Below are 21,973 nucleotides of genomic sequence, written 5' to 3' on the forward strand. Positions count from 1 at the left end.
AAAGCGCTTTGCCAAGGCGGCACGGAATGTTATCTGCCGGTTGCGATCTGGCACATAGGGATGGGGCCGATGAACGACGAACTGAAGCCCTGGAGCGTGACGGCAAGCCGCATCACCTATGAGGATCGCTGGATCCGGGTCCGGAGCGATGATTGCGTCACCGCCGATGGAACCGTCGTCGCGCCCTTCCATGTGCTGGACTATCCCGACTGGATCAACGTCATCCCTGTAATGCCTGACGGGCGCGTGCTGCTGACACGGGAATATCGGCATGGCCGCGGCGAGATCGTGCTCGGTCTGGTCGCCGGCAGCCTCGAACCCGGCGACAGCAAGACCGTCGATCCGGCGATGGCGGCGGCCCAGCGCGAACTCCGGGAAGAGACCGGCTATGACGCCTCGACCTTCGTCAAGCTGCTCACCTCCTATCCGAATGCCGCCAGCCACAGCAACGCGGTGACGAGTTGGCTGGCGTTTGGTCTCAGCCGAGCCGGTGAACCGTCTTTCGACCCGGGAGAGAAGGTCGAGCTGCTGTTTGCGGATCTTGCTGCCATCCTCGGCGAACTGCAGTCCGGCGCGGTCATCATGCAGTCTATGCATGTCGCAGCCCTCTATGCGGCGGAAAGCTGGCTTCGCACGCAGGCTTCCGAGGGCGTGAAATAGGCGCCGCTTCGGGAGAACCCTCTCCTCTTGCCCGGGCTTGGCCGGCGGCGCAGTTGATCCGCCCCACTTTTCTGGGCTACTGCATATTCACAGTGCCGCAGTGCGCTTTGCGCGTTTCAAGACGCGCAACGCTGCGGCGGAAGCAAAGCCGATAAGACACCCCGACAGAGACGCGGAAGAACACGTTGAAACAGAGAGAAGGCCGGCCGGGCCAGAAGAAAACATCAGGTCCTTCCGGCGAAAGCCGCAGGAACGATCGGACAGGGCGGCCGCCGAAGCCGGTCGCGCGGCCTGCGACGAGCCCCGAGGCTGTGCGCGAGACCGCAGTCCCGGTTGCGGTCGTGCGCCCTCTGATGACGCGCAGCGGCGCGCGTCCGGCTGAGCGCGTGCCTGTCATCCTCGAATCGCTCGGTGCCGGCGACTTCCACCTGATCGACAGCGGCAACGGCGAAAAGCTCGAGCAATACGGCCCCTATCGCATCATCCGCCCGGAGGCCCAGGCGCTGTGGCGGCCTTCGCTGCCCGCGCACGTCTGGGAAAAGGTCGATGCCGCCTTCACCGGCGATACCGACGAGGAAGGCACCGGCCGCTGGCGCTTCCCGAAGGAGGCGCTCGGCGAGACCTGGCCGCTCAATCTGCTTGGCGTCGATTTCCTCGGCCGCTTCACCTCCTTCCGCCATGTCGGCGTCTTCCCCGAACAGATCGTGCACTGGAGCTGGATGAAAGAGCAGGTCGAGAAGGCCGGCCGACCGCTGAAAGTGCTGAACCTCTTCGGTTATACCGGCGTCGCCTCGCTGGTTGCCGCCGCAGCCGGCGCCGAGGTCACCCATGTCGATGCCTCGAAGAAGGCGATCGGCTGGGCGCGGGAAAACCAGGCGCTCGGGCGCATGGAGAAGCTGCCGATCCGCTGGATCTGCGAGGATGCGATGAAATTCATCCTGCGCGAGGAGCGCCGCGGTAGCCAGTACGATATCATCCTCACCGATCCGCCGAAATTCGGCCGCGGCCCGAACGGCGAAGTCTGGCATCTTTTCGAGCATCTGCCGTTGATGCTCGATGTCTGCCGCGAGATCCTGTCGCCGAAGGCAGTGGGCCTGGTGCTGACGGCCTATTCGATCCGCGCCAGCTTCTATTCGATCCACGAGCTGATGCGCGAGACGATGCGGGGCACCGGCGGCGTGGTCGAATCCGGCGAGCTGGTGATTCGCGAAGCCGGCACTGACGGCAAAACGCAGGGCCGCGCGCTCTCCACCTCCCTCTTTTCCCGCTGGGTGCCGAAATGAGCAAGGACTTCCACGATCAGGGACCGCGCAGGGTCGGACAGGTGAAGGAAGTCACCTCGCTCGCCAATCCGATCATCAAGGACATCAAGGCGCTGACGAACAAGAAGTCGCGCGAGGAAAGCGGGACGTTCCTGGCCGAAGGACTGAAGCTCGTCATCGATGCAATCGAACTCGGCTGGGCGATCCGGACGCTCGTCTATGCCAAGGCCGCCAAGGGCAAGCCGCTGGTCGAGCAGATGGCGGCAAGGACCGTCGCCTCGGGCGGGCTGGTGCTCGAGGTCAGCGAAAAGGTGATCGCCTCGATTACCCGTCGCGACAATCCGCAGATGGTGGTCGGCATCTTCGAGCAGCGCTGGAAGCCGCTCGGGGATATCCGGCCGAGGGATGGCGAGACCTGGGTGGCGCTCGACCGGGTGCGCGACCCCGGCAATCTCGGCACCATCATCCGTACCGCCGATGCGGCCGGCGCTTCCGGCATCATTCTCCTCGGCGAGACGACCGATCCCTTCTCGCTCGAAACGGTACGCGCCACCATGGGCTCGGTCTTTGCCGTTCCGGTCGCGCGGGCGACGCCTGAGGAATTCATCGCCTGGCGGAAATCGGCCGGCGTTTCCGTCGTCGCGACGCATCTTGCCGGCGCGGTCGATTACCGGACGATCGACTATCGGAAAAAGCCCGTCGTGCTGTTGATGGGCAACGAGCAATCCGGCCTGCCGGAGCAACTGGCGAAAGAGGCCGACGCGCTTGCCCGCATTCCGCAGCAGGGCCGCGCCGATTCACTGAACCTCGCCGTCGCCACCGCCGTCATGCTTTTCGAGGCACGCCGCCATCTCCTCTCACTTGCCGAGGGCAAATGACCGAACAGACGCATGCACGCCCGGCGCTGTTTTCGCGCCCAGCGCCGATCCTCTTCTTCATCGTCGTCGCCGTTCTGATCGACCAGGCCGTCAAGATCGCCGTCGATCATTACCTGCCGCTGCAGGAGGCGGTGCCCGTCGTTCCGATGCTGGCGCTCTACCGGACCTATAATCTCGGCGTCGCCTTTTCGATGCTGTCGGGCATGGACGGCTGGTTCATCGTCGGCATGCGGCTCGTCATCGTCGCCTTTGTCATCTGGCTGTGGTACCGCACGGCGAAGGATCGCTGGATCGCCCATCTCGGTTATGCGCTGATCATCGCAGGCGCGATCGGCAATCTCGTCGACCGCTTCGCCTATGGGCATGTGATCGATTACATTCTTTTCTATACCGAGAGCTGGTCCTTCGCGGTCTTCAATCTCGCCGACAGTTTCATCACCATCGGGGCCGGCTGCGTCATTCTCGACGAGTTGCTGTTGCCGAAAAAGGCCGGCCGCTAAAATCTTATCGAAATCCTGAAGGCATTCGGAACGGGCCTCATGTTAGCCAGATAGCATGCAGAACCTGGGACAGTTGCAGGAAAGATTGTCCGCCGCCTTCGGTGGACCCGCCGCCAAGCCGCATGAGAAGCGGATGGAGGCGGTCTTCTCACGGCCGAACGCAGCGGCACCTCGGGGCGCCGATGACCGCCAGGGCGGGCCTGCACCGACACGGCGCCTGTTGTTCTACTGGCTTGGCGGCGCCGGCCTTCTTGCCGCAACGATCCTGATGCTGCTTGCCCATGCCGGCGATCCGCTGCTGCTTTCAGGCGGTCTCGTCGTTCTTGGCCTTGCCGTCATCGCCAGTTATGCCTTGCTGATGGTTCGCTCGCGCAGGGCCGGACAGCGCCCCGGTCAACCCATGCCGGATTGGAACGCCGGCGCAAAGCTGTTCGCCGACGTGCACGACGTGCTCGGCGATATTACGGTCGGCCGCACCATGGACCGGCGCATCATCTCCGCCAACGATACTTTTCGCCGCCTGACCGGACGGTTGCGTCCGGAAGGACGCACCTGCGAGGAGATCGGGCTTGCCTTCCGCCCCGGTCCGATACCGCACTGCTACGATGTCGAGATCTCGACGCCGGAAGGCCAGCGCATCTTCCTCTGGCGCGACGTCGTCACTCGCGACCCGGCGAACGGCCGTCTGCTGCTGCAGAGCGTTGCTCGCGACGTGACCGACGAGCGGCTGATCGCGCAGGGTCGCGAGGAGGCCCGCCAGAAGGCCGAGTATAACAGCGCCGCCAAATCGAGGCTGCTTGCCACCGTCAGCCACGAGGTGCGCACGCCGCTTTCCGGCATCCTCGGCATGACACACTTGCTCGCCGAGACGCGGCTAACGCAGGAGCAGCAGGACTATCTGGCGAATATCCGCCAATCCGGCCACGCACTGACGCAGTTGGTCGAGGACCTGCTCGATTTCTCCACCATCGAGGTCGGCCGCTTCGCGCTGCATCCGCGCTCGGAATCGCTGCGCAAGCTCTTGGAGAGCGTCGTCGAGATGCTCGCCCACCGGGCGCATGAAAAGGGTATCGAGATCGGCGCCACCGTGTCATCCGACGTGCCGGAGAATATGAACTTCGATCCGGCGCGGCTGCGGCAGGTTCTCTTCAACGTCATCGGCAATGCCGTGAAGTTCACCCAGGTCGGCGGCGTCTTCATCCGCGTGTCGCTCGACGCGGACGACCTATCGATCACGGTCACCGATAGCGGTCCCGGCATGACGGCGGAGGAGCAGGCGCGCGTCTTCGGCGAGTTCGAGCAGGGCGGGAGCGTTGCCGACAAGAGCAGCGGGACCGGGCTTGGCCTTGCGATCTCCGCCCGCATCATGCGCGAATTCAACGGCGCGTTGACGGTTGCCAGCGAAAAGGGCAGAGGCAGCGAATTCACCATCCGCTTCCCTGTCGATATCGGCAGCGAGCGCCTCGACCGGCGAAACACGCTGCTTGCCGGCAACAGCGTCGTTTTGCTGGCACCGGCAGGTGCGGCGCGCACCGCCATCGCCGAAACGATTACTGCGCTCGGCGGCCTCTGCCATCTTGTCGGCGACGGCGAGACGGCGCGGGCAACACTGCTCGAGCTGGCGAAGGGCGGGCGGCGGCCGACCGATATCATCATCGACCATCGCATGTCGGCGGAATTTTCCGCCCATCTTGCCGATCGTGCCGAAATCGCCGCACTTGGCCTGCGCAAGGTCCTGCTCGTCAATCCGGAAGAGCGCAGCGCCCATCCGCTCGACCTCTTCGATGCCTGGCTCATCCGGCCGCTGCGCGAACAGTCGCTGATCGACGTGCTGCGCGGTCGCATGCGCGGCATGGAGAAGCGCGACGCGCTGAACGACAACCAGCCGGGCTTCGGCCTTTCGGTGGCGGAGACGCTGGTTGCCGCCAGCGGGCTCAGCATCCTGCTCGGCGAAGACGATCCGATCAATGCCATGCTGGTGCGTGTCGTTCTGGAAAAGGGCGGGCACAAGGTGCGCCATGTCGAAGATTTCGAGGCGCTGCTCGACTGCGCGCTCTGCGAGGCCAATGCCCGGCCCGATATCATCATCAGCGATCTCTCGATGCCTGGCGGCAACGGCATCGACATGCTGGGACGCCTGCGCGGCCACGAGCGGCGGCTCGATCTCGCCTCGGTGCCGGTGATCGTGCTGACTGCCGACAAGAGCGACGAATCGCGCCGCCAAGTCTTGCTCAACGGAGCCAACCGCGTCATGATAAAGCCGGTTGATCCGGTGCGGCTGCTGACCGAAGTTCAGGCGGTCGCCGCCCTTTCCGCCCGTCGGGCGGAGGCGCGCTGAGCGCCTCAGAAACCGGCACGCTTCTTGCGCTTGGAAATTCAAAATGTCACTTTCCTGTCGTAGAGAAGTGTTTTATGGCGTCGATAAGCCGGCAACGGGAGAATCGTCATGTCCGCCATCGACATCCTGAATCGTGACACCACCGCGGAGGCTGCACGGCCCTCGACGGCTGCTGTACAGAAGGACGGCGATATCCTCGGCCGCATCGGCAATCTGGAGACCCGCCTTGCCCGCACGGCACGCGAGATCGATGCCGCCCAGGCCGTGCGCTACCGGGTCTTCGTCGACGAAATGAAGGCGCAGCTGCCGCTGGACGCCATGCGCCGCCAGCGCGATGTCGACGCCTACGACGCTGTCTGCGATCATCTTCTCGTTCTCGACCGCTCGATCGAGGGCGATCCCGAAGACCAGATCGTCGGCACCTACAGGCTGTTGCGCCAGGATGTCGCCATCGCCAATGGTGGTTTTTACTCGGCTTCCGAATTCGAAATCGAGGGCCTCATCGCCAAACATCCGGACAAGCGCTTCATGGAGCTCGGCCGCTCCTGCGTGCTGCCGGAGTACCGCACCAAGCGCACCGTCGAACTCCTGTGGCAGGGCAACTGGGCCTACGCGCTGAAGCATGGCGTCAGCGCCATGTTCGGCTGCGCCTCTTTCCCCGGCGTCTACCTCGAAAGCCATGCTCTGGCGCTGTCTTTCCTCTACCACAATGTGCTGGCGAAGAACGAGTGGGCAGTGGGCGCCCTACCCGATCTCGCCCGCAACATGGATCTGATGCCGGTCGAGGCCATCAACCCGAAGCGGGCGCTGATGGCCCTGCCGCCGCTGATCAAGGGCTATCTGCGCCTCGGGGCGATGGTCGGCTCCCACGCGGTCGTCGATCATGCCTTCAACACGACCGACGTGCTGATCGTGCTGCCGATTTCCAGCATTTCGGACCGTTATCTGAATTATTACGGCGCCGACGCCGGCCGCTTCGCGAGCTAAACGCCAAGGACCGCCGGCAATTCAAAGTGTTACAGCGTCCTTTTGTCTGAAAAACGCGCGGCGCTGTAAGGCTTGACGATCCCTCGCCATCCCTTCATCCTGACATCGCGTTTTCCGTGGGGCGCATCGGCATTGTGCCGGCTGGGCTATGCCCGCCCACACATCTCAACCATGCGCCATGTCGAATTTCGAAAACCTCCGCAAGAGAGCCAAGCTCTATAAACGTTGGCATCAGAACAGGTATCATCCTGTCGCCGCCGAAATCCGGCGGTGGCTTCCCCGTTACAGCGGCCTGAACGATCGGCAGATTCTCGACTGCGCGTTCAAGCTCGCCGATGCGCAGGAGCTCGTTGCGGCGAAGGAAGGTTTCGAAAGCTGGACGGCGCTGAAACAGGGACTGACCTTGATGAACACGCCTCAACAATCAAAAGCTTCGACACCGACATTCATCGACGCGCAACCGCAACTCTTCGTCCGGGATATCGGCAGCTCCTGCGATTTCTATATCGGCAAGCTCGGCTTTGAGCTTGCCTTCACTTATGGCGAGCCGGCCTTCTATGCTCAGGTCTTCCGGGGTGCGGCGCGGCTCAATCTTCGCTCAGTCGACATGCCTTTTCTCCATCCGGATTTCCGGCTTCATGAGGAAGACGCGCTTTCGGCGACCATCACGCTTGACGACGCCAAAGCGCTATTCCTGGAATATACGAGGGCTGAAGTCCCGCTCCATCAGGGCTTGAGAATCGAGCCATGGGGTGCCCAGACCTTCATCGTTCGCGACCTCGACGGCAATCTGATCGCCTTCGCCAGCTGAGCGCCGCACCCTCCGGCCGGACTGGACAGGCGCTAACGGAAGAGCCTGATCGGACCGGGATAAAGCGCGACGGTCTCATCCGTCGTCAGCAGCTGAATGCCTTCGACGATCGACTGTGCGACCAGGATCCGGTCGAAGGGGTCGGCGTGGATCGCCGGCAACCGATGCACCGCCAGCGTACGCATGACGGTGATCGGCAATTCGCAATAGTCGTTGTCGATGAGGGCACGGTAGAAGAGCGGCGGATCGAGATTGAAATCGTCGCGGCCGATAGCGTGCTTGGCGCTGAGTTCACCAAAGCTTGCGGGGCTGAAGAACAGCTGGTTGAGCGGATCGGCGATCAGTTCCTTCGCCGCAGTCGGCAGTTTCGGCGAATCCTCCGCAAGCCAGATCAGCAGCAGCGTGTCGAGAAGGAGCTTCATCGCGGTTCTGAAAACCTTGCGACGTCCTGCAGATCCATGCTGTCGAAATCATCCGGCACGGAGATCCGCCCCTTGAGGAAACCGACGCGGCGGATCTGCTGCGCACCGCCGGCATCGAGCGGCACCACCTTGACCAGCGGCTTGCCGGCCTTGGCAATCACGAAGACCTCACCATTCGCTGCGTTTTCGACGAGCCGCGACAGATGAGTCTTTGCTTCGTGGATGTTGATGATTCGCATATCGCTTCGGCATCCATAAACTTAGTTCAATCAACTTAGTTTATGGATCTGGATTTCGCAAGAAGCAAAATTCCCGTCGAATCGGTTCATTATCAGCAGCTTAGCGTAAATCGCAGCTTATGCGAAGCCGGGTAAGTACAATCCATAAAAACGCTGTGCCCGGCCGACGGGCGGTCGGCCGGGCACAGAATGCCGTCTCATAATGTCGGCCCGGAGGAATTTACGAACCGCCGTAGGCGGCGATCGCCGCCATGTTGACGATGTCGGAATCCTTGGCGCCCATCGAGGTGATCTGCACCGGCTTGTCGAGGCCGACGAGGATCGGACCGATCACCGTGGAGCCGCCAAGTTCCTGCAGCATCTTCGTCGAGATCGAGGCCGAGTGGAAGGCCGGCATGACGAGGACGTTGGCCGGGCCGGAGAGGCGGCAGAAGGGATATTGCTCCATCACCTTGCGGTTCAGGGCGACATCGGCCGCCATCTCGCCGTCATATTCGAAATCGACGCGGCGCTTGTCGAGGATCTTTACCGCCTCGCGCACCCGCTCGGAGCGTTCGCCCGAAGGATGGCCGAAGGTGGAATAAGCCAGCATGGCGACACGCGGCGGATAACCCATGCGCCGCGCGAGACCCGCGGCCTCCTCGGCGATATCGGCAAGCTCTTCGGCCGTCGGCATGTCGTGTACCGCCGTATCGGCGACGAAGACCGTGCGGCCGCGGCAGAGCGCCAGCGACACGCCGATGACGCGGTGACCGGGCTTCTCGTCGATGCAGCGGCGCACATCCTCGAGTGCCGTCGAATAGTTGCGGGTAATGCCTGTAACCATGCCGTCGGCGTCGCCCAAGGCCACCATGGTGGCGGCGAAGTGGTTGCGGTCGTTATGGATCAACCGCTGGGCGTCGCGATGGAGATAACCATGCCGCTGCAGCCGGGCATAGAGATAATCGATATAGGCCTCGACGCGGGTCGAGATACGGGCATTGACGATCTCGAAGCCGGGCCGGTTGAGGTCGATGCCGGCGCGCTCCGCCGTCGCCCGGATCAGGTCCTCGCGGCCGAGCAGGATGGCGGTGCCGAGCTGCTGGTTGGCATAGGACATGGCGGCGCGCAGGACCTGTTCCTCCTCGGCCTCGGCAAAGACGATCCGCTTCGGGCGGCGACGGACACGCTCATAAAGGCTGGCAAGCGTCGAGGCGATCGGATCGCGGCGCGCCGAAAGCTCGCGGGCGTAACCGGCCATGTCGGTGATGACCTTGCGAGCGACGCCGCTTTCGATCGCGGCCTGCGCGACCGCGACCGGGATCGCCGAGATCAACCTGGGATCGAAGGGAACGGGGATGATGTATTGCGATCCGAAACGCGGCCGGTTGCCCTGATAGGCGGCCACCACGTCATCCGGCACGTCCTCGCGGGCCAGGTTTGCCAGCGCGTTGACGGCGGCAATTTTCATCGCGTCGTTGATTGTGGAGGCACGGACATCGAGAGCGCCGCGGAAGATATAGGGAAAGCCGAGGACGTTGTTGACCTGGTTCGGATAGTCCGAACGACCGGTCGCCATGATGGCGTCGTCGCGGATGCGGGCCACCTCTTCCGGCGTAATCTCGGGATCAGGATTTGCCATCGCGAAGATGATCGGCCGCTCCGCCATCGAGCGGATCATCTTGGCCGAAAACGCGCCCTTCTGCGACAGGCCGAAAACGACGTCCGCGCCTTTCATCGCCTCCTCCAGCGTGCGCATGTCGGTCTTTGCCGCATGCGCGGATTTCCACTGGTTCATGCCCTCGGTGCGGCCCTGGTAGATGACGCCCTTGGTATCGCAGAGGATGACGTTCTCAGGCGCAAAACCCATCGCCTTGATGAGTTCGACGCAGGCGATCGCGGCAGCACCCGCACCGTTGCAGACGAGCTTCGTCGTCTTCAGGTCGCGGCCGGTCAGCTCAAGCGCGTTGATCAGGCCGGCGGCGGCGATGATCGCCGTTCCATGCTGGTCGTCATGGAACACCGGAATGTCCATCAGCTCGCGCAGCCGGCTTTCGATGACGAAACAATCCGGCGCCTTGATATCCTCGAGGTTGATGCCGCCGAAGGAAGGACCGAGGAAACGTACGCAGTTGATGAACTCATCGACATTTTCCGTATCGATCTCGAGGTCGATGGAATCGACATCGGCGAAGCGTTTGAACAGCACCGCCTTGCCTTCCATGACGGGCTTGGACGCCAGGGCGCCGAGATTGCCGAGGCCGAGGATCGCCGTGCCGTTGGAAATGACGGCAACCATATTGCCGCGCGCCGTGTAATCATAGGCCGTCTGCGGATCGGCGGCGATTGCCTTCACGGGCACGGCAACACCCGGCGAATAGGCGAGAGAGAGGTCGCGCTGCGTCGCCATCGGCTTGGTCGGGTTGATCTCCAGCTTGCCGGGCCGGCCCGTTGCGTGAAATTCGAGCGCCTCCTGGTCGGTAACCGAGGTCACCGGCCGGTCCTTCTTATCGATATCGGGCATAAATCCTCCAACGTCCTGTGGGCGACGCTTTGCTCTTCCTCAAATGCTGTTGTCATCTATAGCGGCGCGCGGATAGGGTTGGCACCTGTTTTTTTGGGAAAAACTCCACCTCCGTGAACGCACGAATAGACACAGGGAATGAAGCCTTTTCGGCTGCCGAGCTCGCCACGGCGGAAAGCCGTGCCTCGGCGACGCCGATGATGGAGCAATATATCGAGATCAAGGCGAACAATCCGGATTCCCTTCTGTTCTATCGCATGGGCGATTTCTACGAGCTGTTCTTCGAGGATGCGCTGGAAGCGTCACGCGCGCTCGGCATCACGCTGACCAAGCGCGGCCAGCACATGGGCCAGGATATCCCGATGTGCGGCGTTCCGGTGCATGCGGCCGACGATTATCTGCAGAAGCTGATTTCGCTCGGCTTCCGCGTCGCCGTCTGCGAGCAGATCGAGGATCCGGCCGAAGCAAAGAAACGCGGCGCGAAATCCGTCGTCAAGCGTGACGTCGTCCGCCTCGTCACACCCGGCACGATCACCGAGGAAAAGCTGCTTTCGCCCTCCGAATCCAACTATCTGATGGCGCTGACCCGCGTTCGCGCCAGCGGCGAGGCCTTGCTGGCGCTTGCGTGGATCGATATTTCCACAGGCGTCTTCCGGCTTGCCGAGACCGAAGCCTCGCGCTTGCTTGCCGATATCCTGCGCATCGATCCGCGCGAACTCATCCTGCCCGATACGATCTTCCACGATCCCGAACTCAAGCCGGTCTTCGACGTGCTCGGCCGGACAGCCGTGCCGCAGCCGGCCGTGCTCTTCGACAGCGCCAGCGCCGAGGGCCGGATCGCGCGGTATTTCGGCGTCGCGACGCTCGACGGCTTCGGCACCTTCTCGCGCGCTGAGCTGGCGGCGGCAGCAGCAGCCGTCGCCTATGTCGAGAAGACGCAGATTGCCGAGCGTCCGCCACTTGGAAAGCCGGAACGGGAAAGTGCCGCCTCGACGCTGTTCATCGACCCCGCCACCCGCGCCAATCTGGAGCTTGCCCGCACGCTTTCGGGCGATCGTAACGGTTCGCTCTTGAAGGCGATCGACCGCACCGTCACCGGCGGCGGCGCCAGGCTTCTTGCCGAGCGGCTGATGTCGCCGCTGACCGACCCGGCCCGCATCAATGCGCGGCTCGATTCGATCGGCTTCCTGCTCGACGAACCCCTGCTCTGCGGCAATCTGCGCGACACGCTGAAACATGTGCCCGACATGCCGCGCGCCCTGTCACGCCTGGCGCTCGACCGCGGCGGCCCGCGCGATCTCTGGGCGATCCGCCAAGGCCTGGAAGCGGCGGGCGGAGTTGCGGCGATGCTCGGCAAGGCGATGCTGCCCGACGAGCTCGGCCAGGCGCTGTCTGGGCTGCAGGCCCTTCCCGCGGCACTGGAAAAGCTGCTTGCAGAAACGCTCGCCGACGAATTGCCGCTGTTGAAACGCGATGGCGGCTTCCTGCGCGACGGCGCCAGCGCCAAGCTCGACGAGGTCCGGGCACTGCGCGACCAGTCGCGCCGTGTTATTGCCGGCCTGCAATTGCAATATGCCGAGGAAACCGGCATCCGGTCGCTGAAGATCAAGCACAATAACGTCCTCGGTTATTTTATCGAAGTGACCGCCGGCAATGCCTCGCCGATGACCGAGACGGCGGACGCGAAGGCCCGTTTCATCCACCGCCAGACGATGGCGAACGCGATGCGCTTCACCACGACCGAACTTGCCGACCTCGAAAGCCGCATCGCCAATGCCGCCGACCAGGCGCTTACGATCGAACTCGAAGCCTTCGACAGGATGACGGCGGCCGTCGTTGCGGAAGCCGAGGCGATCAAGTCGGGCGCCAGGGCGCTTGCCGTCATCGACGTCGCCGCAAGCCTGGCGCTTCTCGCCGAGGAGCAGGCCTATTGCCGCCCGCAGGTCGACGGCTCGAAGATGTTTGCCATCGAGGGCGGACGCCATCCGGTCGTCGAGCAGGCGCTGCGGCGGCAGGCGGGCGGCCCCTTCGTCGCCAATCATTGCGATCTCTCGCCGAGGACGGGCGACCGGGACGGGGCGATCTGGCTGCTGACCGGCCCGAACATGGGCGGCAAGTCGACCTTCCTGCGCCAAAACGCGCTGATTGCTATCCTGGCGCAGATGGGCTCCTTCGTGCCGGCGACATCGGCCCATATCGGCATCGTCGACCGGCTTTTCTCGCGCGTCGGCGCCTCCGACGATCTGGCGCGCGGGCGCTCCACCTTCATGGTCGAGATGGTGGAAACGGCGGCGATCCTGAACCAGGCGAGCGACCGTTCGCTCGTCATCCTCGATGAGATCGGCCGTGGCACTGCTACGTTCGACGGCCTGTCGATCGCCTGGGCCGCTGTCGAGCATCTGCATGAAGCCAATCGCTGCCGCGGGCTGTTTGCAACGCATTTCCACGAGTTGACGGTTCTTTCGGAAAAGCTTGGCCGGCTATCGAACGCCACGATGCGCGTCAAGGAATGGGACGGCGACGTCATCTTCCTGCATGAGGTCGGGCCGGGTGCGGCGGACCGCTCCTACGGCATCCAGGTCGCGCGCCTTGCCGGGCTTCCGGCCTCGGTCGTGGCGCGCGCCCGCGACGTGCTCACCCGTCTGGAAGATGCCGACCGCAAGAACCCGGCGAGCCAGCTGATCGACGACCTGCCGCTTTTCCAGGTGGCGGTACGCCGCGAGGAAACGGCCCGCGGGGCTTCCAAGGTCGAGGAGGCGCTGAAGGCGATGAGCCTTGACGACATGACGCCGCGCGAGGCAATGGATGCGCTTTACGACCTCAAGAAGAAGCTGAAATAGGAGCGGCGCGCCATGTTCATGGAAAAACTGGTTCGCGAAACCGAGCGCCTATCGCTCATCTGCTCCATGCTCGATACGATGCGGCGCGCCGATAAGGACCGCAATGCCCGCGGCTGGACATCGCCGATCGGCATGCTGAAAATCACCCGCTGCTGCGCTGTGATCTCAGAACTCGGAACCTCGATTGCCAAGGCCGGCTATCGCGAATGCGACAGGCAGGCGCTCGAGGAAATCATGCGCGAGACACGGCAGGTGCTGCATTTGCTGAATGCGCGGGCCGGCTGAGGATTCCGGGAAAGCCGGCGCCTTGCGTCAAAGCGCCGTCGCCTCCTGCGGCAAACCAACACCATTTCGCCAAATTTAAAGGTTCTTGCAGTATGAAAGCCCGTGTCAATCGCCGGGCAAAGGGGCTATAGCGCATGCAGACGAAACAAGCGGCAGGCCGTGAACCGGCAGTCCGGCATGAACAGGAAACCGCCCCGGCGACAGCGATGCGCGACCTCGATTTCTCCAATATCCTCGACGTCGAGCTCTTGCAGAAGCAGTGTAACGCCGTTGCCGAGGCCAACCGGAACCGGCCGGACGTCCTGCGCGCCGATCTTCTGGCGGTGCTGAAGAAGGCGAGCACCGAAGGCCGGCAGAAGGCGCGCGCCGCACTGATGGCCGACGGCGGCGGGCTGAATTGTGCCTACCGGATTTCCTGGCTGCAGGACCAGATCATCACCGTCCTCTACAATTTCGCCACCGCCCATATCTTTCCGCATCAAAAGGACAAGTTTGCGGTCACCGCCGTCGGCGGCTACGGCCGCGACACGCTGGCGCCGGGCTCGGATATCGACCTGCTCTTCCTCTTCCTGCCGAGGCCGGCGGAAGAGACGCACAAGGCGGTGGAATTCATGCTCTACGTGCTCTGGGACATGGGCTTCAAGGTCGGTCACGCCACCCGCACGGTGGAGGAATGCATCGCGCTTTCCAAGTCCGACATGACGATCCGCACCGCCATCCTGGAGATGCGCTACATCTGCGGCCTGCAGGGGCTGGAAACCGAGCTCGAGACCCGCTTCGACAAGGAGATCGTCACCGGCACCGGGCCCGAATTCATCGCCGCCAAGCTTGCCGAGCGCGACGAGCGCCACCGCAAGGCGGGCGACACGCGTTATCTCGTCGAACCGAACGTCAAGGAAGGCAAGGGCGGGCTTCGCGACCTGCACACGCTGTTCTGGATCTCGAAATATTATTATCACGTGCGCGACCAGGCGGAACTGGTCAAGCTCGGCGTGCTGTCCAAGCACGAATACCGCCTGCTTGAGAAAGCCGACGATTTTCTCTGGGCGGTGCGCTGCCATATGCACTTCCTGACCGGCAAGGCCGAGGAGCGCCTGTCTTTCGACATCCAGCGCGAGATCGCCGAAGCCTTCGGTTATCACACCCGCCCGGGCCTTTCGGCCGTCGAGCGCTTCATGAAGCACTATTTCCTCGTCGCCAAGGATGTCGGCGATCTCACGCGCATCCTCTGCGCCGCACTTGAAGACCAGCAAGCGAAGTCGATCCCGGGCCTCACCGGCGTCATCAGCCGCTTCACCCATCGCAACCGCAAGATCGCCGGCAGCGTCGAATTCGTCGAAGACCGCGGCCGCATTGCGCTGGCCGACCCCGAAGTCTTCAAGCGTGATCCGGTCAACATCATCCGGCTCTTCCACGTCGCCGACATCAACGGGCTGGAATTCCATCCGGACGCGCTGAAACGCGTCACCCGTTCTCTGGCTTTGATCGACAACGACCTGCGCGAAAACGACGAGGCGAACCGCCTGTTCCTGTCGATCCTGACGTCGAAACGGGATCCGGCGCTCATCCTGCGCCGGATGAACGAGGCCGGCGTCCTCGGCCGCTTCATCCCCGAATTCGGCAAGATCGTCGCGATGATGCAGTTCAACATGTATCACCACTATACGGTCGACGAACATCTGATCCGCACCGTCGACATTCTCTCCGAGATCGACAAGGGGCGCGCCGAGGATCTGCATCCGCTCGCCAACAAGCTGATGCCTGGCATCGAAGACCGCGAGGCGCTTTATCTCGCCGTTCTCCTCCATGACATTGCCAAGGGCCGCCAGGAGGATCATTCGATCGCCGGCGCCCGCGTCGCCCGCAAGCTCTGCGCCCGCTTCGGCCTGTCGCAGAAGCAGACGGAAATCGTCGTCTGGCTGATCGAAGAACATCTGACCATGTCGATGGTGGCTCAGACCCGCGACCTCACCGACCGCAAGACAATCACCGATTTCGCCGACCGCGTGCAGTCTCTCGACCGGCTGAAGATGCTGTTGATCCTGACGATCTGCGATATCCGCGCGGTCGGTCCCGGTGTGTGGAACGGCTGGAAGGGCCAGTTGCTGCGCACGCTCTATTATGAAACCGAGCTGCTGCTCGCCGGCGGCTTTTCGGAGGTCTCCCGCAAGGAGCGGGCCAATGCCGCGGCCGACGCGCTGCGGGCCGCACTCGCGGACTGGAGCCAGAAGGACCGCAATACCTATACCAAGCTGCACTACCAGCCCTATCTGCTCTCCGTGCCGCTGGAAGACCAGATCCGCCACGCTGATTTCATCCGCCAGGCGGACAAGGCGGGCCAGGCGCTCGCCACCACGGTGCGCACCGACAGTTTCCACGCGATCACCGAGATCACCGTGCTGTCGCCCGACCATCCGCGGCTGCTCGCCGTCATCGCCGGCGCCTGCGCCGCGGCCGGGGCCAACATCGTCGACGCCCAGATCTTCACGACATCGGACGGACGGGCGCTCGACACGATCCATGTCAGCCGCGAATTCACCGACGATGCCGACGAACTGCGCCGGGCCGCGACGATCGGCCGGATGATCGAGGACGTGCTGTCCGGCCGCAAGCGGCTGCCCGAGGTCATCGCGACACGCGCGCGCAACCGCAAGAAAAGCAAGGCCTTCGTCATTCCGCCATCGGTCAACATCACCAACAGCCTGTCGAACAAGTTCACGGTCATCGAAGTCGAATGCCTCGACCGGCCGGGGCTGCTGTCGGAGATCACTGCCGTACTTTCCGATCTGTCGCTCGACATCCAATCGGCCCGCATCACCACCTTCGGCGAGAAGGTGATCGACACCTTCTACGTCACCGATCTGGTCGGCCAGAAAATATCCGGCGACAGCAAGCGCGCCAACATCACCGCCCGGATGAAGGCCGTCATGGCCGAGGAAGAAGACGAGCTGCGCGAGCGCATGCCCTCCGGCATCATCGCACCCGCCGCCACCGCCCGGACCCCGCCTGCCAGCGAAAAGAAGGCCGGTTCCCCCATATGAGCCTGAACGCATGAGCCCAAACGCATGAGCCTGGTCAAGAAATTCGCGACCGTCGGCGGCGCCACCCTCGGCAGCCGCATCTTCGGCTTCGCCCGCGAAACGCTGATGGCTGCGGCCCTCGGCACCGGACCGATGGCCGACGTCTTCTACGCCGCCTTCCGCTTTCCGAATCTCTTCCGCCGGCTGTTTGCCGAGGGCGCCTTCAACGCCGCCTTCGTGCCGCTCTTTGCCAAGGAGATCGAGGCGAACGGCACCGATGGCGCCAAGCGCTTTTCGGAAGAAGTCTTCGGCGTGCTGTTTTCGGTGCTGCTCCTCATCACCATCGTGATGGAGCTTGCCATGCCGCTCTTGGTGCGCTTCGTCATCGCGCCGGGCTTTGCCGACGATCCCGACAAGTTCTCGATCACGGTCCGCATGGCAGCGGTGATGTTTCCCTATCTGATGTGCATGTCGCTGACGGCGATGATGAGCGGCATGCTGAATTCGCTGCATCATTTCTTCGCCGCCGCCATCGCGCCCGTCTTCCTCAACGTGGTGATGATCGGAGCGCTGTTTTATGCGCTTTACACCGGCGCCGATCCGCTGGCGACCGCCTGGTATCTCTCCTGGGGCGTTCTTGCCGCCGGCGTCCTGCAGCTCGCCGTCGTCTATGTCGGCGTGCTTGCGGCCGGCATGAGCATCGGCTTGCGTTTCCCGAAGATGACGCCGAACGTCAAGCGGCTGCTGATCCTGGCGGTGCCGGCCGCGGTGACCGGCGGCATCACCCAGATCAACCAGCTGATCGGCCAGGCGATCGCCTCGTCCCGCGACGGGGCGATCGCAGCACTGCAATATGCCGACCGCATCTATCAGCTGCCGCTCGGCGTCGTCGGCGTCGCCGTCGGCGTGGTGCTGCTGCCGGAACTTGCCCGGGCGCTGAAGGGCGGCAACCTGCGTGAGGCCGGAAACCTACAGAACCGCTCGATCGAATTCGTGCTGTTCCTGACGATCCCCGCCGCCTTCGCGCTCTGGATCCTCTCCGACGAGATCATCCGCGTGCTCTATGAGCGCGGCGCCTTCCATCAGGAAAACACCGCCGTCGTCGGCTCGATCCTGGCAATTTATGGCATCGGCCTGCCGGCCTTCGTGCTGATCAAGGCGCTGCAGCCGGGCTTCTACGCCCGCGAGGACACGAAGACGCCGATGCGCTTTTCGGCCATCGCGGTCGCGACCAACTGCGCCACGGCGCTGACCCTCTTCCCCTATATGGGCGCGCCCGGCATCGCGGTTGCCGAAGCCACCGCCGGCTGGATCAGCACCGTGCTGCTGTTCACCACGCTTTTGCGCCGTGGCCACCTGACATGGGAATGGGCGCTGGCAAAGCGCACCGCCCTTTTGATCGTCGCCGCGGCGGTCATGGGCGCGGCCATCGTCTTCCTCAAGCAATACTGGGCGCCGTGGCTTGCTTCCGGCGCGCCGCTTCTCACCAAGATCGGCACCCTCGGGCTGCTGATTGCAATCGCCATGTTGATCTATTTCGCCGCCGCCTTCCTGGTCGGCGGGGCAAATCTCGGCATGATCCGACGCAATCTGAACCGCAAACCCGCGCCGGCTAAGGACGGGTAAGGTCGCACTTTTCCTGGTATTGCTTCAGCAGTCGACCCATCGTCTTTGCGGTCCGACGTCGACATGGATGATGCCGTTGCAATAGCTGCCGATGCCGCCGATGCCTGGCGCGCTTCTTGCAGCAGCAATGATCGTCCGCTCCGACAGGCCGGGCATCCTGAAATCGGCTGCCAGACATTTCCCGTGCAGGGACCCATGGCGGCGGGGATGCGGCCTGTGGCCCGAGGTTATCACAGGGCGGCGGCCGGTCTTCGCAGCTATATGCGACAGGACCGCTCGCAGGCGCCCTGGAAAGCAGCCGGCACGAACGCTGACGGTCTGGACCGTGTAGGCGAGACGTGCCTGATGTTTTGCAAGATGAACGGCATGCCTTTTCATGTCTTGACCGACGGCACCCGTTGCTGATTGAAAGGCGAAAAGGCCTGCCATGGCGAGCAAAATTGCGTTCTGCATGGTCGCTCCGATCGGCTATCCGGCGACCCCAACGGCGCCAGCACCAGGCGCAGGATTTTCGGTTCAAAAAAAGCTTTTTTGTGAAATTTTATACTCAATTGTGAGTAAGGCGGCTGATCAATTCGGCTTAAAATCTGGGGAATCACCGCTCCAAACTGGAATAAACATCTCAACGCGAGGCAGCACATGACGATCCAGTCTCTTTTTCTCGTCACCCTCGTGGTCGACGACTACGACCGCGCCAAGGCTTTTTACTGCGATGGTCTCGGTTTCGATTGCCTTCAGGACGAGCTGCAGCCGGAGGGCAAGCGCTGGGTGGTGGTGAAGCCGAGGGGCGGGGATGGAGCCGCCTTTCTGCTGGCGCAGGCGGCAGACGAAACGCAGCGCGCGGCCATCGGCAATCAGACCGGCGGGCGTGTCGGCTTCTTTCTGAAGACCGACGATTTCTCCCGCGACCATGCCGCGATGCTGGCACTCGGCGTGCGCTTTCTGGAAGAGCCGCGTCACGAGGTTTACGGCACGGTGGCAGTGTTTGCGGATCTCTACGGCAACACTTTCGATCTGATCCAGCACGCCGCCACCTGAACCCCTTGATTGCGACCGTGCGCCCGTGCATAAGCCGCGGCGTTAACAACATGGGCGCAAAGCCCTGCTGCATTCTGCAGCAATTTAAACTGTGACAGCGTGGGCCCTCCACCAGCCTATTGAGGACGACATGAACGAATTCAAGAAACTCGTATTCTCCGGCGTACAGCCGACCGGCAATCTGCATCTCGGCAATTATCTCGGCGCGATCCGCCGGTTCGTGGCGCTGCAGGAAGGCAATGACTGCATCTACTGCGTCGTCGACATGCATGCGCTCACCGCCCAGCTCGTGCATGAGGACATGCCGAGCCAGACGCGCTCGATCGCCGCCGCCTTCATCGCCGCCGGCATCGATCCGGAAAAGCATATCGTCTTCAATCAGTCGGCCGTGCCGCAGCATGCCGAACTCGCCTGGATCTTCAACTGTGTTGCCCGCATCGGCTGGATGAACCGGATGACGCAGTTCAAGGACAAGGCCGGCAAGGATCGCGAGCAGGCCTCGCTCGGGCTTTACGCCTATCCGAGCCTGATGGCCGCCGACATTCTCGTCTATCGCGCCACCCATGTGCCTGTTGGTGAGGACCAGAAGCAGCATCTGGAGCTTGCCCGCGACATCGCGATGAAGTTCAACCTCGATTATGCCGAGCATATCAGCAGGACCGGTTACGGCGTCGACATCACCGTCGGCAACGAGCCGGTGCATGCCTATTTCCCGATGGTCGAGCCGCTGATCGGCGGACCGGCACCGCGCGTCATGTCGCTGCGCGACGGCACCAAGAAAATGTCGAAGTCGGACCCCTCCGATCTCTCGCGCATCAACCTGATGGACGATGAAGACGCGATCTCAAAGAAGATCCGCAAGGCCAAGACCGATCCGGACGGCTTGCCGAGCGAGATCGACGGGCTGCAGGGCCGTCCGGAAGCCGACAATCTGGTGGCGATCTATGCCGCACTCGCCGACAGATCGAAGGCGGACGTGCTTGCCGAATTCGGCGGCCAGCAATTCTCCGTCTTCAAACCGGCGCTGGTCGACCTGGCGATCAACGTGCTCGCGCCGATCACCGGCGAAATGCGCCGGCTGATGGATGATACCAGCCATATCGACGCGATCCTGCGCAAGGGCGGCGAACGCGCCAGGGCACGCGCCGAAGTGACGATGCGCCAAGTGCGCGACGTCATCGGCTTCCTCTATTGAGATGGATCTCCTCTTCTTCCCGCGACGGGGAGAAGGGGACCTTCCCCTGGGGAGAAGAGGATTTCTTCTCGGGCATCAGGGCAAAAACTGGACTTGCAAATTTTCCGCTTCGGGTGTCAGAGTCCGCGCCATGGTATCGAAGCGACTCTCACGGCTCGAAGGTCATCGCCGCAAATTCATGGCGGTGATTGACGGCACACCCGAATGCCAACGCGCCGTTCATTATGCCGGCCGGCGCGCGAAGAATTCCAATGGTGGACTGGTGCTGCTCTATGTGATCCCCGATGGGGATTTCCAGCAATGGCTCGGCGTCGAAGAGATCATGCGGGCCGAAGCGCGCGAGGAGGCCGAGGCGGTGGTTGCCAAGATTGCTCAGATCGTGCGCGAGACGATCGGCATCGAGCCTGAAGTCGTCATCCGCGAGGGCGGTGCTGCCGAACAGATCAACGCCGTGATCGAGGAAGACCGCGACGTGGCGATCCTGGTTCTGGCCGCCGGTTCGGCGAAGGAAGGCCCAGGGCCGCTGGTCTCGTCGGTCGCCGGTCGCGCGGCGGCGTTTCCGATCCCGGTGACCGTGCTGCCGGATACGCTGACCAACGAGGAAATCGACGCTCTCTGCTAGAGCATGATGCCGGAAACTGTGAGCGGTTTTCGGACGACATCATGCTTCAACTGTAGCATTTCTTGAGTACAAGTCTCTTGATTAGAGCCGTCAATCGGCTTATCTTCTTTTGAAGAATTCTAAAGACGGCCGAGACTATGGGCCGGCCGCATGGAGAATCAGATGTTCATTCAGACCGAAGCCACGCCAAACCCCGCCACGCAGAAGTTCCTGCCGGGCAAGGTGGTGATGGAAAACGGCACGGCCGAGTTCCGCAGCGCCGAAGAGGCTCAAGCTTCACCGCTCGCTGCCCGCCTGTTCGAAATATCGGGCGTCACCGGCGTCTATTTCGGCTATGATTTCATTTCCGTCTCCAAGGACAATGCCGACTGGCAGCATCTTAAGCCGGCTATATTAGGCTCGATCATGGAGCATTTCATGTCCGGCAAGCCGGTCATGGGCGATGCCTCCATCCTTTCCGAAGACGCCGATGCCGGCGACGAATTCTTCGACGAAGGCGATGAATCGATCGTGCTGACCATCAAGGAGCTTCTGGAGACCCGCGTGCGCCCGGCCGTTGCCCAGGATGGCGGCGACATCACCTTCCGCGGCTTCAAGGATGGCAAGGTCTATCTGAACATGAAGGGCTCCTGCGCCGGCTGCCCGTCGTCGACGGCAACGCTGAAGCACGGCGTCCAGAACCTGCTGCGCCATTTCGTTCCGGAAGTGCAGGAAGTGATCGCCGCTTAAAAATCCTGAATTCGTGCG

General features: G+C 62.9%; 19 protein-coding genes. 15 read left to right on the forward strand and 4 right to left on the reverse strand.

What is annotated here, in order from left to right:
- Positions 1-69 precede the first annotated feature (69 nt).
- The 7 genes from G9X64_RS16980 (at position 70) to G9X64_RS17010 (ending at position 7,436) form a co-directional block, all read left to right on the forward strand.
- Positions 70-660 (forward strand): NUDIX hydrolase, encoded by a 591-nt coding sequence (locus G9X64_RS16980; protein ID WP_168307937.1) that lies wholly within the window; start codon positions 70-72, stop codon positions 658-660.
- Between the two features lie 185 nt (positions 661-845).
- Positions 846-1,943 carry a class I SAM-dependent methyltransferase gene (locus tag G9X64_RS16985; RefSeq protein WP_171377008.1) on the forward strand — a complete coding sequence of 366 codons (1,098 nt, stop codon included), beginning with the start codon at positions 846-848 and terminating at the stop codon, positions 1,941-1,943.
- Entirely contained in the window at positions 1,940-2,800 is an 861-nt protein-coding gene (locus G9X64_RS16990) for a TrmH family RNA methyltransferase (protein WP_171377009.1), read from the forward strand. The genes G9X64_RS16985 and G9X64_RS16990 overlap by 4 nt, the downstream gene beginning before the upstream one ends.
- Complete coding sequence (gene lspA / locus G9X64_RS16995; protein ID WP_003544911.1) at positions 2,797-3,300, forward strand: signal peptidase II; 504 nt, start codon at positions 2,797-2,799, stop codon at positions 3,298-3,300. The genes G9X64_RS16990 and lspA overlap by 4 nt, the downstream gene beginning before the upstream one ends.
- A gap of 55 nt (positions 3,301-3,355) precedes the next feature.
- A complete protein-coding gene (locus tag G9X64_RS17000; RefSeq protein WP_168307940.1) occupies positions 3,356-5,638 on the forward strand; it encodes a PAS domain-containing hybrid sensor histidine kinase/response regulator in 2,283 nt (760 codons plus the stop codon).
- Between the two features lie 108 nt (positions 5,639-5,746).
- Positions 5,747-6,625, forward strand: coding sequence for a l-ornithine N(alpha)-acyltransferase (gene olsB / locus G9X64_RS17005; protein ID WP_168307941.1), 879 nt, complete (start codon positions 5,747-5,749; stop codon positions 6,623-6,625).
- Positions 6,626-6,803: 178 nt separating this feature from the next.
- Positions 6,804-7,436, forward strand: a complete 633-nt coding sequence (locus tag G9X64_RS17010; RefSeq protein WP_171377010.1) for a bleomycin resistance protein — start codon at positions 6,804-6,806, stop codon at positions 7,434-7,436.
- A 32-nt stretch (positions 7,437-7,468) separates the two neighbouring features.
- Here G9X64_RS17010 and G9X64_RS17015 read toward each other — a convergent pair whose 3' ends face one another.
- From G9X64_RS17015 to G9X64_RS17025, 3 genes are all read right to left on the reverse strand, one after another.
- Complete coding sequence (locus G9X64_RS17015; protein WP_171377011.1) at positions 7,469-7,858, reverse strand: type II toxin-antitoxin system VapC family toxin; 390 nt, start codon at positions 7,856-7,858, stop codon at positions 7,469-7,471.
- Positions 7,855-8,097: a type II toxin-antitoxin system Phd/YefM family antitoxin gene (locus tag G9X64_RS17020; protein WP_062943825.1), complete on the reverse strand. Its 243-nt coding sequence runs from the start codon at positions 8,095-8,097 to the stop codon at positions 7,855-7,857. The genes G9X64_RS17015 and G9X64_RS17020 overlap by 4 nt, the downstream gene beginning before the upstream one ends.
- Before the next feature lie 220 nt (positions 8,098-8,317).
- Positions 8,318-10,600, reverse strand: a complete 2,283-nt coding sequence (locus G9X64_RS17025; RefSeq protein WP_171377012.1) for an NADP-dependent malic enzyme — start codon at positions 10,598-10,600, stop codon at positions 8,318-8,320.
- Positions 10,601-10,713: 113 nt separating this feature from the next.
- Here G9X64_RS17025 and mutS point away from each other — a divergent pair, with 113 nt between their 5' ends.
- The 4 genes from mutS to murJ all read left to right on the forward strand — a co-directional run bounded on the left by mutS (position 10,714) and on the right by murJ (position 18,371).
- A complete protein-coding gene (mutS, locus tag G9X64_RS17030) occupies positions 10,714-13,440 on the forward strand; it encodes a DNA mismatch repair protein MutS (protein ID WP_171377013.1) in 2,727 nt (908 codons plus the stop codon).
- A gap of 12 nt (positions 13,441-13,452) precedes the next feature.
- Complete coding sequence (locus tag G9X64_RS17035) at positions 13,453-13,725, forward strand: hypothetical protein (RefSeq protein ID WP_168307946.1); 273 nt, start codon at positions 13,453-13,455, stop codon at positions 13,723-13,725.
- Positions 13,726-13,859: 134 nt separating this feature from the next.
- Positions 13,860-16,766: a [protein-PII] uridylyltransferase gene (locus G9X64_RS17040; RefSeq protein WP_168307947.1), complete on the forward strand. Its 2,907-nt coding sequence runs from the start codon at positions 13,860-13,862 to the stop codon at positions 16,764-16,766.
- A gap of 24 nt (positions 16,767-16,790) precedes the next feature.
- On the forward strand, positions 16,791-18,371 hold the full coding sequence (murJ, locus tag G9X64_RS17045) for a murein biosynthesis integral membrane protein MurJ (protein WP_171377014.1): 1,581 nt from the start codon (positions 16,791-16,793) through the stop codon (positions 18,369-18,371).
- A 24-nt stretch (positions 18,372-18,395) separates the two neighbouring features.
- On the opposite strand, the gene G9X64_RS17050 is transcribed toward murJ, so the two are convergent.
- On the reverse strand, positions 18,396-18,824 hold the full coding sequence (locus tag G9X64_RS17050) for a YcbK family protein (protein WP_113548405.1): 429 nt from the start codon (positions 18,822-18,824) through the stop codon (positions 18,396-18,398).
- Between the two features lie 186 nt (positions 18,825-19,010).
- On the opposite strand from G9X64_RS17050, the gene G9X64_RS17055 reads away from it, so the two are divergent.
- The 4 genes from G9X64_RS17055 to G9X64_RS17070 all read left to right on the forward strand — a co-directional run bounded on the left by G9X64_RS17055 (position 19,011) and on the right by G9X64_RS17070 (position 21,955).
- Positions 19,011-19,409 (forward strand): VOC family protein, encoded by a 399-nt coding sequence (locus G9X64_RS17055; protein ID WP_168307949.1) that lies wholly within the window; start codon positions 19,011-19,013, stop codon positions 19,407-19,409.
- A gap of 130 nt (positions 19,410-19,539) precedes the next feature.
- The gene (gene trpS, locus G9X64_RS17060) at positions 19,540-20,604 is read left to right on the forward strand and encodes a tryptophan--tRNA ligase (RefSeq protein ID WP_029873911.1); all 1,065 of its coding nucleotides are present in this window, start codon (positions 19,540-19,542) and stop codon (positions 20,602-20,604) included.
- A gap of 130 nt (positions 20,605-20,734) precedes the next feature.
- Entirely contained in the window at positions 20,735-21,226 is a 492-nt protein-coding gene (locus tag G9X64_RS17065; protein WP_003544884.1) for a universal stress protein, read from the forward strand.
- Positions 21,227-21,388: 162 nt separating this feature from the next.
- Positions 21,389-21,955, forward strand: a complete 567-nt coding sequence (locus tag G9X64_RS17070; RefSeq protein WP_017958704.1) for a NifU family protein — start codon at positions 21,389-21,391, stop codon at positions 21,953-21,955.
- The last annotated feature ends 18 nt before the right edge of the window (positions 21,956-21,973 follow it).

This window comes from Rhizobium sophorae, from assembly GCF_013087515.1.
Lineage (GTDB): Bacteria > Pseudomonadota > Alphaproteobacteria > Rhizobiales > Rhizobiaceae > Rhizobium > Rhizobium sophorae.